12 protein-coding genes and 1 tRNA gene are annotated in these 21567 nt (G+C 33.9%); 7 read left to right on the top strand and 6 right to left on the bottom strand.

Annotation, left to right across the window (positions count from 1 at the left end; genetic code table 11):
• Positions 1-3: 3 nt before the first annotated feature.
• From G3A47_RS05175 to G3A47_RS05185, 3 genes are read left to right on the top strand one after another with little or no spacing between them, the layout of a single operon-like run.
• A complete protein-coding gene (locus tag G3A47_RS05175; protein WP_166921107.1) occupies positions 4-6129 on the top strand; it encodes a DEAD/DEAH box helicase in 6126 nt (2041 codons plus the stop codon).
• A complete protein-coding gene (locus G3A47_RS05180) occupies positions 6126-7217 on the top strand; it encodes a PD-(D/E)XK nuclease family protein (protein WP_166921109.1) in 1092 nt (363 codons plus the stop codon). Before G3A47_RS05175 ends, G3A47_RS05180 begins: the two co-directional genes overlap by 4 nt.
• Positions 7210-8358, top strand: coding sequence for a DNA cytosine methyltransferase (locus tag G3A47_RS05185; RefSeq protein WP_166921111.1), 1149 nt, complete (start codon positions 7210-7212; stop codon positions 8356-8358). The genes G3A47_RS05180 and G3A47_RS05185 overlap by 8 nt, the downstream gene beginning before the upstream one ends.
• 33 nt (positions 8359-8391) lie before the next feature.
• Here the strand turns inward: G3A47_RS05185 and G3A47_RS23945 are convergent, their stop codons facing one another.
• The 5 genes from G3A47_RS23945 to G3A47_RS05205 form a co-directional block, all read right to left on the bottom strand.
• Positions 8392-8526 carry a hypothetical protein gene (locus G3A47_RS23945; protein WP_256371221.1) on the bottom strand — a complete coding sequence of 45 codons (135 nt, stop codon included), beginning with the start codon at positions 8524-8526 and terminating at the stop codon, positions 8392-8394.
• Between the two features lie 484 nt (positions 8527-9010).
• A tRNA-Ile gene (locus tag G3A47_RS05190) sits at positions 9011-9084 on the bottom strand.
• A gap of 147 nt (positions 9085-9231) precedes the next feature.
• Positions 9232-9636 (bottom strand): methylmalonyl-CoA epimerase, encoded by a 405-nt coding sequence (gene mce / locus G3A47_RS05195; protein WP_166921112.1) that lies wholly within the window; start codon positions 9634-9636, stop codon positions 9232-9234.
• A 34-nt stretch (positions 9637-9670) separates the two neighbouring features.
• Positions 9671-12034 (bottom strand): hypothetical protein, encoded by a 2364-nt coding sequence (locus G3A47_RS05200; protein WP_166921114.1) that lies wholly within the window; start codon positions 12032-12034, stop codon positions 9671-9673.
• A complete protein-coding gene (locus G3A47_RS05205) occupies positions 11994-12893 on the bottom strand; it encodes a hypothetical protein (RefSeq protein WP_243860386.1) in 900 nt (299 codons plus the stop codon). Before G3A47_RS05205 ends, G3A47_RS05200 begins: the two co-directional genes overlap by 41 nt.
• A 275-nt stretch (positions 12894-13168) precedes the next feature.
• Between G3A47_RS05205 and G3A47_RS05210 the strand changes: the two genes are divergently transcribed.
• Complete coding sequence (locus G3A47_RS05210; protein WP_166921117.1) at positions 13169-14857, top strand: Ig-like domain-containing domain; 1689 nt, start codon at positions 13169-13171, stop codon at positions 14855-14857.
• Between the two features lie 143 nt (positions 14858-15000).
• On the top strand, positions 15001-15432 hold the full coding sequence (locus tag G3A47_RS05215) for a cytochrome c oxidase assembly factor Coa1 family protein (protein WP_166921119.1): 432 nt from the start codon (positions 15001-15003) through the stop codon (positions 15430-15432).
• Between the two features lie 20 nt (positions 15433-15452).
• Here G3A47_RS05215 and G3A47_RS05220 read toward each other — a convergent pair whose 3' ends face one another.
• Positions 15453-16220, bottom strand: coding sequence for an amidohydrolase (locus tag G3A47_RS05220; RefSeq protein WP_166921121.1), 768 nt, complete (start codon positions 16218-16220; stop codon positions 15453-15455).
• A gap of 518 nt (positions 16221-16738) precedes the next feature.
• Between G3A47_RS05220 and G3A47_RS05225 the strand changes: the two genes are divergently transcribed.
• The gene (locus G3A47_RS05225) at positions 16739-19975 is read left to right on the top strand and encodes a SusC/RagA family TonB-linked outer membrane protein (RefSeq protein ID WP_166921123.1); all 3237 of its coding nucleotides are present in this window, start codon (positions 16739-16741) and stop codon (positions 19973-19975) included.
• An 18-nt stretch (positions 19976-19993) separates the two neighbouring features.
• Complete coding sequence (locus G3A47_RS05230; protein ID WP_166921125.1) at positions 19994-21496, top strand: SusD/RagB family nutrient-binding outer membrane lipoprotein; 1503 nt, start codon at positions 19994-19996, stop codon at positions 21494-21496.
• Positions 21497-21567: the final 71 nt, after the last annotated feature.

Raw genomic sequence — 21567 nt, forward strand, 5'->3', positions numbered from 1 at the left:
GCCATGAAAGACCCAATTACAGCTTTTGATACAATCAAAGACAACTATATACGCTATGTAGAAACTGCATTTGACACTAAATTCACTTCGGTAAATTCAGAGCGAAAAGTCCAATTAAATACCGATAAAGTTTTATATAGAGAACCTTGGATTGAACCATTGCCAGATTACAAATCTAGCAACCTCACAATTTCACAGCTTACAAAAAGTGAAGTTCCAAATATGACTGATAAGGAATTAGAAACATTTAAATCATTAGTAAAAACTGGTTTGTTTTCTGATTCTTTTCCTATATATGCACATCAGGCAAATATGCTAAAGCAAGCAATGAACAAAAAGCATTGTATTATTACATCAGGTACCGGCTCTGGAAAAACAGAATCATTTTTATTACCCTTGTTTGCACAACTTTCAAAAGAGCTTTCAAAATGGGAAAAATCTAATGGCACAAATAAAAATTATTGGTGGAACAATATTAATTTGAATGATAAAGATATTGTCAAAGATTTCAAACTCAGCCCAGAAGTAAGACAAAGACCCAACGATGGCAGACCGCAAGCAGTAAGGGCACTTATTCTTTATCCAATGAATGCTTTGGTTGAAGACCAACTTACAAGATTGAGAAAAGCTCTTGATTCTGACAAGACAAGAGAATGGTTGAAAACTGAAGCTAACAATAACTCAATTTATTTTGGCAGGTATACAGGCAACACTCCATCATCAGGAGAATTACATGCATTCGACAGTAATGGAGCAAAAAAAATAAATAAACATAAAGTTGAGCAACTAAGAAAAGAACTAATAGCTCTTGAAAAGTCTTCTAAGGATATTAAACAGCACATTGATGAGAATCAAAATATACCTGAAGCATTGAACGACACTGCTGAAAATTTAACGGCATTCTATCCGAGGTTAGATGGTGCTGAAATGCGAACAAGATTTGACATGCAAGTTTCGCCACCCGACATAATGATTACGAACTACTCGATGCTAAGCATTATGCTCATGAGAGAGATTGATAGCGGAATTTTTGACAAGACAAAAGATTGGCTCAATTGCAATGACGATTTTTCAAAAAACCTTTCATCTGAAGAGAAAATAAAAGAAAAAGAAAACAGAGTTTTTCATTTAATTATTGATGAGTTACACTTATACAGAGGAACCCAAGGAACAGAAGTAGCATATTTGTTAAAACTAATTTTAAATAGATTAGGATTACATCCAAATCATTCTCAATTAAAAATACTAGCTTCTTCTGCTTCTCTTGATGCAAATGATTCAAAGAGTATTGATTTCATTCAAGATTTTTTTGGAGTTACAGATGCAAAAGATTCATTTGCTATTATAAAAGGTGAAAACAACCTTATTCACCCTCTTTCAAATGAAATAGCAAAACTTCCTATTGAACCATTTAAAAAAATCAGCAAAGCTTTTTATTCAGTAAATGGAAATATTAACTCAGAAGAATTTAAGAAACAATGTTTAATTTCTTCAAATGATTTAAAATCGTTTGCCAATATAACTTTAGAAGAAGCAGAACCAAGACAACTACTTTTAAAAGTTCTGCTTAACAAAAAACTAGAATTAAGGGAACGATTATACAATTCTTGTAAAATAGATGGAAACGAGAGAGCAGTTTGTTCATTAAGAGCTGACGGAGATATCGATGACAAAAACATTTTAACAGAGAAAATATTTGGAGAACAAAGTTCAAAAGAAGATTTAAGAAATGCGATTAGTGGTTTACTCATTTTACGTTCCATGTATGATATGGATGAGTATAAGAAAATTGAACGAGAAAATGATGAATCAAAACTACCACGATTCAGATTTCATTATTTTTTCCGCAACATTGAAGGACTGTGGGGTTCATTAAATGAGAAGGATATCTCAGATGAATTTAAGGATGAAGAAAGAACAGTCGGGAAATTATATCCTCAAGCACAAATAAAATCGGAGAAAGGTTTTAGAGTTTTAGAATTACTCTATTGCGATAACTGTGGAACAACTCTCTTTGGTGGTAGCCGATTGAAAGCATCTGATGATACAAATAGTTTTTTCGAACTACTTCCACTTAGTCCTAATATCGAAGGTATTCCAGAGAAAACACCTCACAAACTTCTAGAGAAAAGAACCTACCAAGAATATGCTATTTTTTGGGTACAGGGTAAACAAGAATTAGAACCTCATGAAAGACCAAATGGATATTGGAGGCAAGCTACTTTAAATAATTCTATCGACCAAAAAGATTATATCTCCACTTGGGAGAAAGCGTCAATAAACATCTATTCAGGAGATGTTAAAGAAACGTACGAAAAAGCTGAGCAAGAACCTAAAAACTGGCGCAAAGGATACTATTTCAAAATTGCTCATGAAAAATCTTCACGCTTAGATATCGCATTCAATCAAGCAATATTAGACACACATAAAGCAACACCTTGTGTTTGCCCTAGTTGTGGTATTAATCACAGTAAACATAAGCAAGCCATAATTAAAAACAAAATCTCATCAATCAGAGGTTTTAGAACGGGTTTTGCTAAATCAAGTCAAATGTTTGCTAAGGAATTAATGTATCAGCTACCAAATAAGCAAGATGAAAGAAAGTTAGTTGTATTTTCGGACAGCAGGGAAGATTCTGCACAAGTTGCAAATGGTATTGAGAGAAATCATTTTATAGATTTATTGAGAGAGCTTTTGATTCGTGAGCTAAACAATCGATTAATAATCAAACTTGAAATTCTAAAAGCATTCAAAAAAAATGACACGAAAAAAATTAACGAATTTAGATTAAAGAATAATGAACTTGTTGATGAAGTTGATGATGTTTGGAATGATGCGAACACAGCAAGAACAACAGCTAAAGCAATAAAGGAAAAGGATTTTGCTTTGCGAAAAATTCAAGAAATTGAAACACGAATTATTAAAGTCCGAGATTTAATTGACTATACAAATAGTTTAAATCTAGCTCCATTAATTAAACGATTAGCAGAATTAGGAATTAATCCGGGAGGTAATGACATTAGATTACAATCAACACCCGCAACTAAAATTCCTTGGTATAAAGTGATTCATTTCGAGAATCCACAACAATGGGCTGAAGGTGTTGATGATGAATTTATCAAAGAAATAAAAAAGGGAACATTAAGAAAAATGGCGAATATGTTTTTTGCTTCATTATTCTATTCGTTTGAAAGTTCTGCCTTAGGATATCTAACAATTAATCCTGAGACGCCAGTACTTTCAAAATATGCTAATATAGTTGGATTATCCCCAAATGTTTTTCTTGAAATTGTAAATTCTGTAATTAGAATTTTAGGAGATAAATATAATCACAATCAGGTTGATGAAGACAATTTTCCGTTTGATATTATTACATACTATAATTTACCAACTTTATGTAGAGGTTATATCAGCAATGTTGCTGACCGCTTATCTATTTCTGATACACTACTAGGGCAAAACATTTTTGAATTGCTAACAGATATAAACCTATTAAAAGGAGATACAGGTCTACAGTTTGAAGATTTATACATAAAAGCTTCAATGGCAAAAGACGAAGTTTGGCTAAGTAGTAGAAGCAGAAGAGCTCATCTTCATTTTTCCGGCGGAGTTTGTACACAAACAAAATCTCGACTCGACCCTTTACATAAAACAACTTGTGAAAAAGTCTGGGAAGAAAATTACTTATCACATTCGGCAATGATTCAAAACAGAGAGCCAATAAGAATTCATTGCGAAGAATTAACTGGACAAACAGATAATCAATTTGAAAGACAACGACATTTTAGAAATGTTATTTTGCAATCGGAAGGAAACCCACTTGTAAAACAAATCGATTTATTAAGCGTCACAACAACTTTGGAAGTTGGAGTTGACATTGGAGCATTACAAGCAGTGATGTTAGCGAATATGCCACCACAAAGATTCAACTATCAGCAGAGAGTTGGACGAGCAGGAAGACGAGGACAAGCATATTCTGTTATACTTACATTTTGCAGAGGTAGAAGTCACGATGAATTTTATTTTTCTAATCCTCAAAAAATTACAGGCGATAGTCCTCCTACTCCATTCCTGACAATGAAACAAGAGAGAATTTGCTTACGATTAATTTCAAAAGAAGTTTTAAGACAAGCATATTCGACAATCGAAGTTAACGAAAATTTTGACGAAAGTAAATCAAGTATACATGGCGTTTTTGGAAAAATTCACAACTGGGATAGTTACAAAACTAAAATAACAAACTGGATAAATATTAATCATGACACTGTTAAATCGATAGTTGAATGTATCATACCTCATCAGTTAAACCATTTAAAAACACAGTTTCAAAATCATTTTTTAGACACATCAACTAAAGAAGGATTTATTGCTAAACTGGAAAGTGTTGTAGTGAATCCTGAAATTCCAACCAACGATATTTCTCAAAAGTTTGCTGAAGGGGGTATTCTACCAATGTTTGGAATGCCCACTGATGTAAAATATTTTTACCATGGTACAACCTCTAATAATGAAACGCTAAAAATTGACAGAGGACAAGCAATGGCAGTTTATGAATTTGCTCCTGGAGCCCAAAAAACAAAAGACAAAGCAATTTATCAATCTATTGGATTTACATCTGAAATTGTAAAAGGAAAAGACATTAATGGCAGAGACACTATCGCTAATAAAGATGATACTTTTACAACTGGTAATTCTCCTTTCTATTTAAATAGATGGATGGAGAGGTGCAAAAAATGTGGATATAGCAAGTCTTATGATATTGATAAAGAGCCGGAAGGTCTTTTCTGCTTATGTGGCAATCATGATGAAAAAACATACGGTAAGTTCATAATAAAGTCACCAAAGGCATATAGAGGTGACTTTTTACTAGGAACAGATAATAGAGATGAAGCCGATTTTGTTACAAACCGACCACCTATTTATGCTGATAATTCAACAGCTGAAGAAGCAAAGAGAGAAATTAAAAATGTTGCAAATACACAACTTCTCATTTCAGATAAAGACGTGACTTGGAGAGTAAATACGAACAGTGACAAACTATATGAGGGCAGCTATTTTGATTTAAGAAATTTTAATCCAGAAACTCATCAAACAATTACTTTAAAAAATCAATGGGTTCATAAAGCATTAATACCATCAACAACAGCTAATGGCTATACGTTTAAAGCTGAGGATGGTTATAGAATAGATTTTTTAAATAAAGTAGATGAAACTCCATTTGCACTAGCAATAAACAAAAAAACAGAAATTTTGAAATTTCATCCTAGTTCTGTCGCACCAGAAATTAATTTGGACCACATTATTAAATCAACTTCTAATTTTTCTGACAGACAATCCATTGGAGTAAGAGCTGGCTTTTATTCTGCTGCGTTCTTATTACAAAGAGTTTTAGCTGATAAACTCGATGTTGACCCAACAGAGATTGAAATTGCTGATATAACGAGAAAAGAAATAGACGATATAATTAAAAAGAATGTGGCAGAAATTATACTAACCGATGAACTTCCAAATGGCTCAGGATTCGTAAGAAAATTATTTGAAGATTTTGAATTAATACTTGATGACGCATTATCGCCAAAGTCAATTGGTACATATACAAAAAGAATTCATTCAGAAGAACATGAAGGCAGATGCTATGATGCTTGTTATGATTGTTTGAAGGTCTACAGAAACATGAATTGGCATAGTTTGTTAGACTGGCGTTTAGGTTTAGGAATTTTACAAATCTTTAAAGATAAAAATTATAAATCAGGCGCTGACGGTAAGTTCAATACAATTGAAATAAAAAATTGGTTGGTATTTGCCAAAACGCTTAGAGACCAATTCGTTGAAAGCTTTTTTGTAAAAGAAGGAAATCAAAGAGAAGATTATATTATTGACTTCAATGGACTTCCAGCGATAAAACATGGTGCCCTAAAGAACGGAAGACGAAAAATAATTTTAATTGTTCATCCATTTTGGAAATTAGAAAATCCCGAAGAAGATGCTTGGTACACAGATAGAATTAGTGAGGCTCATGAATATATTCAAGTAAAGGGTGGAAATATAGAAGATGATTTTGAATGTTTAGACACATTTAATCTTCAGAGAAGAATAGGCTGGTGCTTTGAAAAAATTATGAATAAATGATTCGGAAGTTAAACAACTGTAAAATAACAAATCTGAATCATATTTCTGTAAGTCAATATAACTCAGCCATTACTTGCCCATATAAACTAGTTTTAGCTAATTCATATGGTTATCAACCATTATTACCATTAAATACCAATGCTTATTTTGGCTCCATCGTTCACAAAATGATTGAGTTAATTTCAAAAGGAATAATTAATGATGAGCAAATATTTTCCAAAAAATGGGATGATTTAATAAACAAAAAGGAAGAAGAATTAAAAGAAAAAGGTTTGTCGAGTATTACGCCTTTAAAATATTTTGTTCCTGACTTTGCACTAAAGAAAATTCAAATTAAAAATATCTTACGGAAGAAACAAGATAAAAATAGTAGGTCGTCAAGAACTTCACCAAATAAATTTCACCCTGAGAAGAGATTAGAAAATTCAAATAAAAGCATTGTTGGTATTGCTGATTTAATAGTTGAGAATGATTCAGGAACAACAATTTTAGATTTCAAAACCGGGAAAGTTTATTCTGACTCAATAGATGAAAGCGGAATAACAGAGCAAATTCTAAAAAAAGAATACGAAACTCAATTAAAACTTTATGCTTACTTGTATTTTTTAATGAATGGAAAATACCCGAAAGCATTATTCATCGTAAGTTTGTCGAATGATTATATTGAAGTAAAGTTTGAAAATAGTGATTGTGAAAAAATTTATTCAGAAATATTGACCTTTCTTGATACTACAAATTCATTTATAACAAAAAATGACATAAAATCAATTGCAAAACCTTCAATAGAGAATTGTAAATACTGTTCTTATAGACCAGGATGTAGTTTTTATTCAAATTGGCTAATCACTAATTTTGAGTCAGTAAATGATTTATTTGGAATAATTGAAAAGGTAAATCAATTCAATAATGACACATTAGGTTTACAGTTAAGGATGCAAGACAAACAAATTTTAATAAATGGTTTTACAATAGAAAAAAAAGAAAATTTTGAATCTCTCATTGGTAAAAATATAATACTTTACAATTTAAAAAAAACAAAGAAGTCACTAAACGCAACTGCTAACAACTTTACTATAGTTTATGAATAATGAACACGAACAAAAAGTTCCTATACTATCTTTTTATTCTGGTGGAGGCTTTATGGATATGGGCTTTGAACAAGCAGGTTTTGAAATTGTTTGGACAAATGAATTTGATGAAACATTTGCAAAACTTCATGCCGCCGGAATAACTTCATGGAGAAAATCAATAGGAAATGAAACAGAAGCAGAAATTTTCAATACTAAATCCATAGTTGAAATATCATCTGAAGAAATTATTAAAGAAGCATTCCCTAATGGGAAACCAAAAAATTTTGGTATGATTGGTGGACCACCTTGCCAAGATTTTAGTATAAATGGAAAACTTAAAGGATTCAATGGAGAACGAGGAAAATTAACTGTAATTTATTTAAACAAAATATTAGAATTGCTACCGACTTTTTTTGTTATGGAAAATGTTACCGGCTTAGTAAAAAGAAAAGAAACAAGTGAGTTTTTAAATAAATTATTAAACAAAGTAAAAAAGGAGTATCATGTTGATTCTAAAATCCTTAATTCTTTAAATTTTGGAGTACCTCAAAATAGAGAAAGAGTTTTTTTTATTGGTATAAAGAAAAATCTAATAAAAGGGAATCTCAAACCAAACTGGTTTCCATTTCCCGTTAATGAGCAAAACATTAATGTTTCTAAAGAATATGAATGGGGTAATTTAAATCCTTTTGGAGAAAATCCTATAAAACCTTTAAACTTAAAAATAGAACTATGCGTTGAAAGTTGTTTAGTCTCACCCGAAAACGAACTAATAATTGATAATGCAAAAGAATATTTTCCTTTAAAACCTAATCTTAATAAATTACTTAACATACAAGAAGGCGAGACAAACCGACCTTCTTTTAAGAGATTGCATAGATACAGATATAGTCCAACTGCTTGTTATGGGAATAATGAAGTTCATTTACATCCTTACCAAAATAGACGAATATCAGTTCGAGAAGCTTTAAGAATACAAGGGGTTCCAGACGGTTATGTTTTACCCAGTGAATTATCAATGTCAAAAAAGTTTAAAATGATTGGTAATGGTGTCCCTGTTCCACTTGCTAAAGTAATTGCTGTTGCTATAAAAGAATTTATTAAAGATAAAAATCAATTAAATAACAAAACTTTTGCACAAAAAACCCCTATAAAATAGATTCTTTTTTAGTGTTGATTACATACAGACTTATTAGTTGTACTTAAATATTTTTTTTTTCAAAATTTTATTTAAGTCCTCTCCTGTCGCTGAGATAATCTTTCCTTTTGGCACACCTACTTTGTAAAGTAGCATAAGCATTTGTTTTGATGTTAATTTTAGTTTCATATCATTCGTTTAATGATAAATATCTCGAATTGACCCAAACACCAATGAAAAAACAAATTATTCTCCAAAATGAGGTTATGCGCTCAAACTAAATAATAAATTCATAGTTTTTACTAGTATTTACCAAATAATTCAATAGAGCAAATACAGGAGTGACAACGTCCAATAAGTACGGATAACTATATTTTAGGCTGAAAAACAGACCCAAATTTTCCTGTAGATTTTTTTTGAATATCGATGTAGACATATGGACATCCAAAATGTACACTTTTATTGAGGCAGGTAACGGAAAGACTCATTTTAATAAAATGATTTAATTAGAGAAGGGAGGCAGTCTGGTCTTCCCTTTATTACTAATTTATGCAAAACCCAAAATATGACTTTGATTGGAATAAAGGCAGAGTGATTATCAAAATACACTTAAAAAGTACACTTAGACCAAATAAAAAAAGCCTCACATTTCTGTAAGGCTTGATTTTACTAGTGGTCCCACCTGGGCTCGAACCAGGGACCACCTGATTATGAGTCAGGTGCTCTAACCAGCTGAGCTATAGGACCGGTTTGAGGATGCAATATTACTACTATTTTTCATTCGCACCAAATATTTTAAGAGATGTTTTCTATTTAATTTACAACTGCTGCCCTTATTTCACACAACATTATTGATTTTCAACAGCTTATTAACAAATAAAAAATCGCTTTTTTTTATCTAATTTCCTGACAAAGCTCCACCAAAACCCCATTTGTGTTTTTTGGATGCAAAAAAACCACCAATTTATTGTCGGCTCCTTTTTTGGGAACCTCATTGATCAGCACAAAACCTTCATTTTTCAGACGCGTTATTTCGGTCTGAATGTCTTCAACATCAAAAGCGATATGATGAATTCCTTCTCCTTTTTTCTCTAAAAACTTCGCAATTGGACTTTCCGGATTTGTTGCCGATAAAAGTTCAATTTTATTTACCCCCGTTTGAAAAAAAGAAGTTAGAACGCCTTCGCTTTCTACAGATTCCATTTTATAAGACGGAACACCAAGTAACTTTTCAAACAATACATTGGCATCGTCCATGTTTTTAACTGCAATTCCGATATGTTCTATTTTGTTTACCATTTTTCTTCTATTATTTTTTTAAAACCCGCTCTTCTTATTGGTTAACATACGTATTAAAATAACCGCATTCTGCAATTACATCCTGATAATACTTCGTGTCCGAATAATCTTTTTTCAACATTTTAAATCCATTCCAAGCAATAAAATTGATTTTATCATCCTGAATTTCCCACCAGCTGTTTACCTTATTATATTTATTGTTATAATATTCGTTACGCTCACACTTAGCTATTAAATAAATACATTTTGCTTTTTGCTCTTTGGTTGTCGCTGCGTCAAACGCTTTTTGGTAATACATTTTCGAAACCGTACAATCCGTAATCATTGCTTTCATCGAATCCCTAAAAGAATACGGACTCGAGCCGTAACCTAAGATATTAATTTCGTAAAAAGATCTTCCATTTCCAAAATGGGTAATATTGTAAAATGCGTTCCCCAACAATAAACTATTCGTATAAACATCCTCCTTTTGAGCCAGTTTATCCTGCATTGTTTTTATCGTATTCAGGAATTCAATTTGAGAATATTTCTTTTTTTGGTAGGCTGCGTGATCACAATCATGACAATCTTTTATGTTTCCATTAAACGGATTACCCAAAAAAGTAGCATACTGCACAGAATCTGCCTGCTGTAAAAAAGCAATTGCCTCCGGAATTTTATTCTTAAAGGTTGCCTGAACAGCCTGAAAATTACTGATGTCTTTTAATTTAAAACCATAAATTCCGGCACCAATTTTCTCCATTTCGGTCTTATTTGGTTTAGACAAAAAGGCTTTCATGTCCAGCAGCTCTTTTTCGTTATCATAAAAAGCATTACCCGAATTCCAATAACCGTACGAAGAAGTACCAAAAAGTTCTGCCATTACAGGATTTCCTTTTGCTTTGTAAAGTGCCGCCAAATAATTCTTACTCCACAATACCGCATTATGATAACGAAACGTCTCTCCTTTGTATGTTTTTGGAAGCTCCTGATATAACCAATTCAAATCAGCCAGAATCGTCTTTTCATTTTGATCTGTCAATTTATCTATTTTACTCATCGCGTTCACAAAACGCAACAACCTCAACTGATAACCTGCCAATTCTGTTTTTGGAAGTGTTTTTGCCGCTTTGTCAAAATTCTTATCTGCGCCAGCGAAATCTCCTTTTAAAGTTTGCAGATAACCAAGTGCAATATCCCATAAATAAGGTTTGTCTGTATTTCCGCTGGCAGCAATTTTCGCTGTTAAATCAAAAGCCGCTTTATCTAGTTTGGCATAATTTTCTGCTCTATTCTCTGCAACAGTTTGCCATTTTACCGGAAGATTATCTTCATTTCCTCTGTTCTGCTGAAACGAATTGTTTATGCTTTGCTCCTGTATATTAATCAATCGGGTTAGCAAATAATTCAGATGTTCGCTTTTTGCATCTAATTCATAAATCTTTTCAATGGCTTGCTTTTCATCTTTATAATAACCGTGAATTGCCCAAAGCGCTGCTTTTTCTTTGTTATTCTTAGCCATTGCCAATGATTTATTCCAATCGGCAGTGTTCTGCGGATGGAAACAATAAGCCGTAACGACTCTCATCTCAGGACATTTATCAAAAACCTGCGCATACAAATAATTGGAAGTCGCATACTTATTTTGCTGATAATTTATACCCGCCACATAAGACAGCGCTCTGTAATACAGTGTATTTTTAGCAACTGAAGCTTCGGTTTTATTAAAAAACAAAATCGCTTTTTGCTTGTCGTTACTATAAAATCGTGCTTTCATAGTAAGAAACCAATATCTGTTTTTCAGAAACGGATCTGAAGTCGTATTATAAACATTCTCAATAGACTGAATCATCTTCTTATCATTGAATGTTTTAGCCACAACAGGGTCATAGCTCCAATAATCCTCAGCGATAGAAACCGTTTCTATTTTCTGTGCCAAATATAAAAATTCAATAAAACTTTTAATTTTAGCCTCTTTCAGACTCATTATTTTACCCCACTTAAGAGAAGTTTTATTCTCTTTTTTCGTTTTATAAAAAACATGAAGTTGCTCTATTTCCACTTTATTTTTTAACGGCTTCTTTCGATCTTCATAAGCCACTTCTTCATTAGGACCAATTAGAAAATAACGCACCGTTGCAGTATCTGCTTTCCCTTTTAAATAATTCTCCCAATCCTGTTTAATAACTTCATTAAACCTTGAATTGTGCTCAGTATCAGATCCGATTCCATAAAAAAAATCTCCCGACAAAAAAAGCGGCGAATACGACTTATCTGCAAATGTTTCGGGCGTAAAATTCGAATTGTAACCAAAAAAATCCCAATCGTCTCCGCCTCCACAGGCATAAATTATTCCGTAAGCAAAAAGCAAAGAGGCACTAGAAACAAGAAACAACTTGTTCAAAAATATTCTTTTCATAGTTTTTTAAATTGAATTCGTCTAAATCGTAAAATATAATTTCTTTTGGCGCTTGGGCCGTATTTTCATCTAACTCTTTCGCCATTTGTTTCAAATCTTCGGAAGAGATCGTTTCTATTTTCAGCAGGTCGTTTTCTTCATAAAAAACTCCGTTTTTATAATTTGATTGTTTTGCTTTGAAGAAAAAAGTACTTGTCTGCTCAAAATTTTTGTCTTTTTTAAGTTCATCAAAACTCAATTTCGAGCGTAAACCAATCACTCTCTGATTCCTGATATGAACTCCCCAGGAATATATCGGCAATGCAAAATCAAGAGGCAACGGATATTTTTTTAAACTCTTAAGATATCTTGCTGCAATTTTCTGATCGTAAATGGAGTTTAACGAATCGGGCGCAATAGAACCCATATTGTAATACATCAAAACACCGGAATCAACATTTGGAATTTTTGTTTTTTTGAAATATTTCACCTGATGCAGTCTGATTGTTGCCGAAAGTTTTTTCTGTGAAAGTTTCTTAAAACGATCAATAAACTTCAGATAATTGCCTTTACTGTTTAACGACCAATCACAGTCAATTTGAACTTCCTTAAAAGCAATTTTATTTGCGGCACTAATCTCATCAACCAGGCGAATCGTTTTTTGAGCCAGATTCTCAATGTCTAAATGAGATTGCAGCATGACTTTATTTTGAATAAAAACCACCGGAACAATAGTAAATCTGCTACTACTTTCCTGAAATCGTATCGGACTAATCGGAATTGGTTCCTGCGTTTGAGGTTGCAAGCCAATATCAAAATAACGAACATAAAGTTTTGTTACTTTATGCTCTTCCAGAATTTCTTTTTCGGTTTCAGACAATTTGAAAATTGTTTTCCAATAATAAAAGGCAATTATCGGCTCTTCTTTTTTACTGCAGGAGAAGAGTAAAAAAACCAACAAACCCAAAAAAACTTTTTTTATCAAAACCGGGGAAAATTACATTTAAGGTCAAAAATAAGAAATTATATCAAATTCATAATTTGAAAGCTTAAAAAAGCATCAGGATCAAAAGCCCGAAATCCTAATAAATGGATAAAAAATTTCAATTAAAGCAAATATAATCGTTATTTTGTGCAATCAAATTTAAAAACGTTATGTTGAAAAACAACTTCAGATATATATCCTTTTTATTAGTCTTTTTAATGTTGAGTTGCGCCAAAAGAGGCAGCATAACCGGCGGACTGAAAGACACTCTGGCTCCCGTTTTAAAATACAGCACACCAAAAAATTTCACGACTAATTTCAAAGCCAAGGAAATCATCCTGACTTTTGATGAATATATAAAACTTAAAAATGCCAACAAGCAGCTGATTATCTCGCCTCCTATGAAGCTGGAACCTATAATCACTCCTTCTAATGCCAGTAAATTTATAAGCATAAAGCTTAGAGACACTTTACAACCCAACACCACATACAGTTTAAATTTCGGACAAAGTATAACAGACAATAACGAAGGAAATCCATACAACCAGCTTAAGTATGTTTTTTCTACGGGCAGTTATATTGATTCGCTTTCTATTAGCGGAACGGTCAAAGATGCTTATGAAAAAAACGTTGATAATTTTGTTTCCGTAATGCTTTACGAAGTCAATGATACTTTTAAAGACTCTTTAATTTACAAACAAAATCCAAGATACATTACGAACACTTTAGATAGTTTAAAAACATTTAAATTAGAAAATCTAAAAGCCGGAAAATATCTTTTGATGGCTTTAAAAGACAAAGGAAACAACAATAAATTTAACCCTAAAGACGACAAAATTGCCTTCCTGAAGAATTACATTACTGTTCCAAACGACAGTGTTTTTGAACTAAAATTATTCAAAGAAACACTGCCATTAAAAGTTTTAAAACCAATACAAGCTTCCGGAAACAGGCTATACCTGCCATACGACGGAAAACAGAACTTTAAAAATTCAAAGCCAAAAATTGTATTAAAAAACAATTCCCAAATTTTGGAAACTATAGTGACTCAATTCCCTAAAAAGGATTCTTTACAAGTGTGGTACAAACCCCTAAAAACAGACTCTTTAACTATAGAGATTGAAAAGGAAAATTACAAGAAGAAATTTACTTTTAAAATTAAAGACCAGAAAAAAGACACCCTGAACATAAAGGCAGTACAAAGCGGGACCATTAATTTCAGAGACCGATTTACCTTAGAAACTGAAACTCCATTGGTAAAATTTGACAGATCTAAAATCAAATTAGTCAACAAAGATTCTGTAGCCGTTGATTTCACTACAGAATATGATGAATTTGACCAGAAACTATATGTTGATTTCAAAAAAGAACCGCTGGAAAAATACAATTTCACCTTTTTTCCAGGTGCTCTAACTGATTTTTACGAAAAGACAAACGATACTTTATCCTACAAATTAAACACAAAAGAACTAACAGATTACGCCAATCTTAGATTGAATTTAACAAACGTAAAACGATTTCCGATTATCGTAGAACTAACAAATAAAAAAGGAGATGTTGTAATCGCAAGCGAATACTCTGAAGAAAAAACCAAGCTTGAGTTTAATCTTTTGTCACCGGATGCATTTACAGTTCGCGTTATTTATGATGACAATAAAAACCGAATGTATGATGCAGGAAATTATTTAGAAAAAATACAACCCGAAGAGATCAACTATTCCCAAAAAGAGATTGATGTCCGAGCCAATTGGGACTGGGAAGAAACCTTAGATCTAAGCGTGCAATACAATCCGGAAGTAGAGAAAAAACAGGACGAGAAAAAGAAAAAAGAAGCTGAAAAGAAAAAGAAAGCCTTTTAAATAGCTCTCATAGTTTGACTATATAATAAAAACATGTTTCTTTTTAAACCCTATTTGTACTGAAAACTTATGTTTCTATGTTATTGAATACGTTTTTTTTTACAAATCACACTTAAAAGATTACGCTAATAAAAAGAAAAACAATGAACAATGACCTTATCGAGAAAGAAAGCTGGTTTAAAAAAAACTGGAAATGGTCATTGCCTTCCTCTCTCCTATTAATAGCTCTTTTCACTCTTCTATTATCTGTAAATTCAGGAAAAGACATCAGCGATATGGCTCAGGCTTATACCGACAATGCACTTTACCAAAAAGCAATTGATCAGGCGAATACAAATTCAAGAGTTCTTGACGTTTTTGGCAAAATAGAGTCTATTGATAAATTAGCTATTCTGGAAGGAAACACTTCTTATTCTAACAACAATAATTCTGTTCGTTCCTCTTTTAGAATAAGCGGCAGTAAGGCCACAGGAAAACTAGATCTTACTGCTCACAAAAAAGGAACAGAATGGGTATACAAAAAAATCACTGTTCGGATTAAAAACCCAAAAGAAGAAATTATAATTTTAGAGTAATCTTAAAGTTTTTTATTCTATTAAATGTGAATTGCAAAATGATCCTTATCCCCTAAAAAATCAAGTTTTTTACGTGTTTCGAGCATTACCTCTTTATCTATTTCTACTATAAAAACGCCTTCATTTTCCTGAGGCTCTAAAACAAAATTTCCAAGAAAATCAATAACCTGAGAATGCCCGACATGTTCGTAATTATTAGCATCCGTCCCTACTCTGTTTACCCCAATCACATAACTTAAATTCTCAATTGCACGGGCTTTTAACAAAGCATCCCAAGCATTTATGCGTACTTTCGGCCAATTGGCAACATACAGTAGCAGGTCATAATTTTCTACATTTCTTGCAAAAACCGGAAACCTTAAATCATAACAAATCTGAAGACAGATTTTCCAACCTGAATATTCCACGATTACTTTCTGAGTCCCACCGGTATAAAATTGATCTTCCCTGGCTAAAGAAAACAAATGACGTTTGTCGTACTGCTGTATTTTTCCATCCGGAAAAACAAACAACATTCTATTGTAATACTGTTTATTCTCTTCAATAATCAAACTTCCTGTTATAGCACATTTTTTTTGTTTTGCCAAAGATTGCATCCACAGAACCGTCTCCCCTTGCATGGTTTCGGCGACTTGTTTTGCATTCATAGTAAATCCTGTAGCAAACATTTCGGGAAGCACAATTAGCTCAACGGCCTCAGTGATTCCATTAATTTTTTGTTCGAAGTGATTTCGGTTTTTATCGGGTTGTTCCCAATATAGATCTGATTGGATTAATGCGATTTTCATCTTACAAAAATACCTTTTTTAAAGTACAAAAATTCAATCTTCTTTCCGACTCTTTAAAATCCTGATCAAAAAAGACACAAACCCAACAAACATCAGTCTTTTTAGAATAAAAAAACATTAACAGAAAAAATATTGCAAAAATATTGCATTATTTATGCAAAAATATTGCTCATAATGAATGCAAATTATATATATTTGACCGCTAAATAAAATTTAACCCCTTAAAAAACATTCAATTATGACAAAAACACCCCCTTTTACTAAACAATTCACTAACACCACAATTTATGAAAACCACAAGTCTTCTTGCAATAAAAAAGCATTGGACTAAAATTTCATAAATAAAAATGCGCTTTGAATAGTACAACGCTACAATCATAATCTATATTAAACCGATAGAAAAAGTAGTGTAGTATTTACACAACATTTCCCCTACAATAAAGCGAATCATAAATTCCTTTCTAATTAGTGGAAAAGAAAAAAAAGTCAACATACCAGAACTAACTAAAACCAAAACAATGAAACAAACCATTTTACTATTTATATTACTTCTTACCACTCAAATCACATTGGGACAGGTAAAAACAATCAAAGGAACCGTCACCGATTCTAATGGAATATCACTACCAGGAGCCACTGTACTCATAAAAGACGAAAAAAAAGGAGTAACCACCGATTTTGATGGTAAATTTTCTATTGATGTACAAAAAGGAAAAACACTTATTATTTCTTTCTTAGGACTCGAAACCGCAAACATTCTTATAGGTGATGCCACCATCATTAACGTAAAACTAAAAGAAGCCGCCGCAACAGCACTTTCAGGAGTTGTAGTTACAGCACTTGGAATAAAAAGAGAGCGAAAAGAATTAGGCTACTCTTTTCAGGATGTAAAAGGAAAAGATTTAGCAGACAATCCTACCATAAGCGTCGCACAATCCTTATATGGAAAAATTGCCGGAGTAAACATCTCACAAACTACCGGAGGTATCGGAGGTAGTTCACGCATCGTAATAAGAGGAAACCGATCTATCAGTGGAGACAACCAACCTTTATTTGTAATAGACGGCGTTACATTAGGAAATACGGGACTTGCTGCAGTAACAGGCTCTAAATCGGGAAGATATGCCGACGGTGTCGATAACGGCGACGGCTTATCAAGTTTAAATATCGATGATATTGAAAATATTTCTGTATTGAAAGGTGGTGCCGCGAGTGCACTATACGGAGAACGTGGCGCCAATGGTGTTATCGTTATTACAACAAAAAAAGGAAAAAAGAACTCTCTAAAAGCCGAATGGAACAGCACCACGACTTTAGACCAAATCAGTACCAATTTCAAAGACTATCAAAAAGACTACGGTACCGGATCAAACGGCGCACTGCCCAATCCTAACAACATTGTAAATGGAAGAAACTCTACTACCACTGCCTGGGGTCCAAAATTCGGATCTCCCGGTAATACCACTACCAGAATCTTTGACGGTTCCTACAAACCCTACCAATATGTAGAAAACCGCATCAAAGATTTTTTCAGAACCGGAATAACCGCAAACAACAGCCTTAGCTTATCAGGAGGAGGAGACAATACTACTTACAGATTAAACTACTCCAATCTTGATGCTACCGATGTAGTTCCTAAAAGCGGATTAAAACGAAACACATTCACACTAGGCGTCAACTCACAGACAGAAAAACTAACAATCGATGCCAAATTCAGCTATATCACAGAAAACACCATTAACCGACCAGCTTTATCAGATGATGCCGGCAATCTTGGACTATCTGTAGCTTCATTAGCTCCAAACATTGATCAGGCGTGGCTAAAAAATTACGAAGACAAAGACGGCAATTACTACCCATGGAATACCGATTCCAACCGACTAAACCCTTATTTTGTATTACACGAAAACAGAAACGAAACCGAAAAACACAGAATACTGGCTAATTTTAGCGCTACCTACAACTTTACAAGCTGGCTAAGTGGTACCGCCAGAGCCGGAATTGATCGTTTTACCTTCGAAAGCTCCGATTTTGTTAACGAGGGAACGACCTGGGCAGCCAGACAGAACGGCTCCTTAATAAACAACAACACAACCTTTCAGGAATACAATACGGAAGCCATTTTAAATGCTCAAAAAACATTCGGGGATTTTAATATAAATCTGGGCGTTGGAGCAAATCAAAGGAACACACAGAGAACCATCACCGGCGTTACTCTTACAGACATGATTACCAATGGAGTAAACAAACAAGCTAATTTCCTATCCAGCGTTTTGGCTCCGAAAACCAATGATGAAATACTGGTACGCTCTTTATACACCTATCTTAGAGCCAATTACAAAAATTACCTCTTTTTAGATTTTACCGGGCGTAACGATTGGAATTCAACTCTTGCTTCCGCCATTAGTTCAGGCAATAACAATAACTATTCCTACTTTTATCCGTCGGTATCCTCCAGTTTTATTTTTACTGATGGCTTAGACATCAAAAGCGATGTATTGTCTTTTGGAAAAATAAGAGCTTCATGGGCAGGAACCGCAAAAGCATTGGAAGCACCTTACAGCACAGCCCTTAATTACAACATACAAACAAAACCTTTGCTAGGAAATCCTATTGGCTCTATTGCAACCAATTTCATTCCAAACAATTCCTTAAAACCGGAATTTACCACCAGTTACGAGGCAGGAGTAGATTTAGGTTTCTTTAAGAATCGCTTACAACTTGACCTTTCCTATTATTACACCAAAACCAAAGACCAGTTAATCCTATTAAACACCTCACAAACATCAGGTTATACAAGCGCTGTTACAAATGCAGGTACAATCGAAAACAAAGGTTTCGAAGCCTTGATTACAGCCGGAATTTTTAGAAACCCTGATGGTTTTAACTGGGATATCACCCTTAATTTTGCAAAAAACGAAAACAAACTCCTGGAACTAACCGACAAAACCGACCTGCAAGTAATCTCTAACGCCAGATGGGCAGGTGCACAAATTGTCGCGAAAGTAGGTCAAACTTCTACCGAGATTTATGGAAAAAAATTCCAACGCTCTCCTGACGGACAAATTATCATCGGACCAAACGGACTACCGTTATTAACTCAAGGTCTTGAAAGCTTAGGAAAAACTGCCCCGGACTGGATTGGCGGAATTACCAACGATCTCTCCTACAAAGGAATTAGCCTGAGAGCCAATCTGGATATGAAATTTGGAGGCAATGTATATTCTATGACCAATGCCAGCGCGGCTGCCAGTGGACTCTTAGATAAAACCATTGAAGGAAGAGAAGAATACAACAACTGGGTTGCACAACAACTTGCTGCCGGCAAAACATTAACCGAAATAGAACAAATGCCCGCCGGAGCAGGACTTATTGTACAGGGGGTAACCCAAATTAAAGACAACAACGGCAATGTGACCGGATACCAAAACAACACCACTCCTGTCAGTCCCCAAACTTACTGGAGAGGATTATACGGAGACGACACCACACCGGAACCTTTCATCTATGACGCTTCCTATGTTAAACTTAGAGAAGCTTCCATAGGCTACGATTTTCCAAAAAAATGGCTTAAAGGTACCGGATTTGACAGATTTAAATTTTCTCTTATCGCCAGAAACCTTTGGACCATATACTCCAAGGTTCCAAATATCGATCCGGAATCAACTTATACCAGCGGAAACGGACAAGGGTTTGAATATGGCTCTTTGCCTTACAGAAGATCCTACGGCTTTAATTTTCAACTATCATTTTAACCCTTTAACCTCATCAAAATGAAAAAATACACTATACAATTAACCCAATATATACTGGCAACAGTACTCCTGCTTACCACCACTAATTGTGCAGACGACGAACTTTTCAGAGAAACCAATACAAATCCGGAAACCTTTGTAACCATCGATCCATCAGCCCAAATAACAGGAATTCAGGCAGCTTTATCGGGAGGAGTATTTGAACAATGGAGAGCCAATCTTATCTACGGAGAAGCATTTGTACAACACATTGGCGGATCATGGTCTGTTTCTCGTTACGGAGCGCATTTTACAGCCAGCAGAGAATATCAGGAAGCACTTTGGAACGCCAATTACGGCACTGGACTAGTACAAAATTTAGTAGATGTTCTCGAAAGAACAAATGGAAAACCCGAATTCAACAACTTAAACGCTATCGCCAAAACATTAAAAGTAATGGTTTTTCAACGTTTAACTGACTTATATGGTGACATCCCTTATTCCGAAGCAGGTTTAGGATATTACAAAAATATTTTTTATCCAAAATACGACAATCAAAAAGACATTTATACAGACTTTTTCAAAGTTCTGGACGAAGCCCAAAATCAATTACGATCCGGGACTGAACCGGTAAAAGGAGATATCTTCTATTCCGGCGACATCACGAAATGGAAAAAGCTGATCAATTCTTTAAGACTGCGTTGCGCTATGAGAATTTCAAAAGTAGAACCCACATTAGCAAAGGAACAGATCCAGAAAGCAGTCACGGGTGGTATATTTACCAGTAACGATGACAACTGTTATATGAAACACGACTCTACTCTTCCCTTTACAACAGGTGCACTAAACAATGGTAACGGGCTATCTCATGCAATTAAAGGCAATGTACTTATATACGACCATCCGACCAGTATTCTAATGGATTTACTAGGAACAGACCCTAGAAAAAAGATATGGTTCCAGGCAAACTCAACTGGAGACTATGTGGGAATTAATCCAAATAATTTCCAATGGGATCACAGACCTTCCGTTGCTAACCTTTCAACTTTCCAGCCTTATTTATACGAAAACTCCGCGCCGTACCTGCATTTAACCTATTCTGAAACAATGCTACTCTTAGCAGAAGCTTCTTTCAGAGGACTATATTCCGGAGATGTTAAAAATTTTTACAAAACTGGAATCGAAGCCGGAATCAGACAATGGATAATTTTTAAAGATGCCAGCATCATAAATAATAACGAAATTACAGCCTTTCTCGCTACAAAAAACCTTACTCCGGGAAAAGAACTTGAAGAAATAGTTACACAACAATGGCTAACTCTATTTTTAAACGGAATGGAAGGCTACAGCAATTACAGACGAACCAATCTTCCTGTTCTGATTAAAATCACACGCGCCGACTCCGAAACCAACGGAGTTGTCCCTAAAAGAATGCCTTATCCGGTAGAAGAATCTACAAGTAACAAAGACAACTTTGAGGCTGCAAGTGCAAAATACAATAACAATAGTTGGCTCGCTAAAGTTTGGTGGGATGTAGATTAAATCACAATTTTTCACCCAACATACCCTGTTTCATACTGCCAATACTACCATCTGTAATTCACAATGAATTA

Source organism: Flavobacterium poyangense, assembly GCF_011751075.1.
Lineage (GTDB): Bacteria > Bacteroidota > Bacteroidia > Flavobacteriales > Flavobacteriaceae > Flavobacterium > Flavobacterium poyangense.

What these genes read in the sequence shown, in the direction of transcription:
- G3A47_RS05175 (WP_166921107.1), top strand. Translation starts at nt 4, where the DNA reads ATGAAAGACCCAATTACAGCTTTTGATACAATCAAAGACAACTATATA.
- G3A47_RS05180 (WP_166921109.1), top strand. Translation starts at nt 6,126, where the DNA reads ATGATTCGGAAGTTAAACAACTGTAAAATAACAAATCTGAATCATATT.
- G3A47_RS05185 (WP_166921111.1), top strand. Translation starts at nt 7,210, where the DNA reads ATGAATAATGAACACGAACAAAAAGTTCCTATACTATCTTTTTATTCT.
- G3A47_RS23945 (WP_256371221.1), bottom strand. Translation starts at nt 8,526, where the DNA reads ATGAAACTAAAATTAACATCAAAACAAATGCTTATGCTACTTTACAAA.
- mce (WP_166921112.1), bottom strand. Translation starts at nt 9,636, where the DNA reads ATGGTAAACAAAATAGAACATATCGGAATTGCAGTTAAAAACATGGAC.
- G3A47_RS05200 (WP_166921114.1), bottom strand. Translation starts at nt 12,034, where the DNA reads ATGAAAAGAATATTTTTGAACAAGTTGTTTCTTGTTTCTAGTGCCTCT.
- G3A47_RS05210 (WP_166921117.1), top strand. Translation starts at nt 13,169, where the DNA reads ATGTTGAAAAACAACTTCAGATATATATCCTTTTTATTAGTCTTTTTA.
- G3A47_RS05215 (WP_166921119.1), top strand. Translation starts at nt 15,001, where the DNA reads ATGAACAATGACCTTATCGAGAAAGAAAGCTGGTTTAAAAAAAACTGG.
- G3A47_RS05220 (WP_166921121.1), bottom strand. Translation starts at nt 16,220, where the DNA reads ATGAAAATCGCATTAATCCAATCAGATCTATATTGGGAACAACCCGAT.
- G3A47_RS05225 (WP_166921123.1), top strand. Translation starts at nt 16,739, where the DNA reads ATGAAACAAACCATTTTACTATTTATATTACTTCTTACCACTCAAATC.
- G3A47_RS05230 (WP_166921125.1), top strand. Translation starts at nt 19,994, where the DNA reads ATGAAAAAATACACTATACAATTAACCCAATATATACTGGCAACAGTA.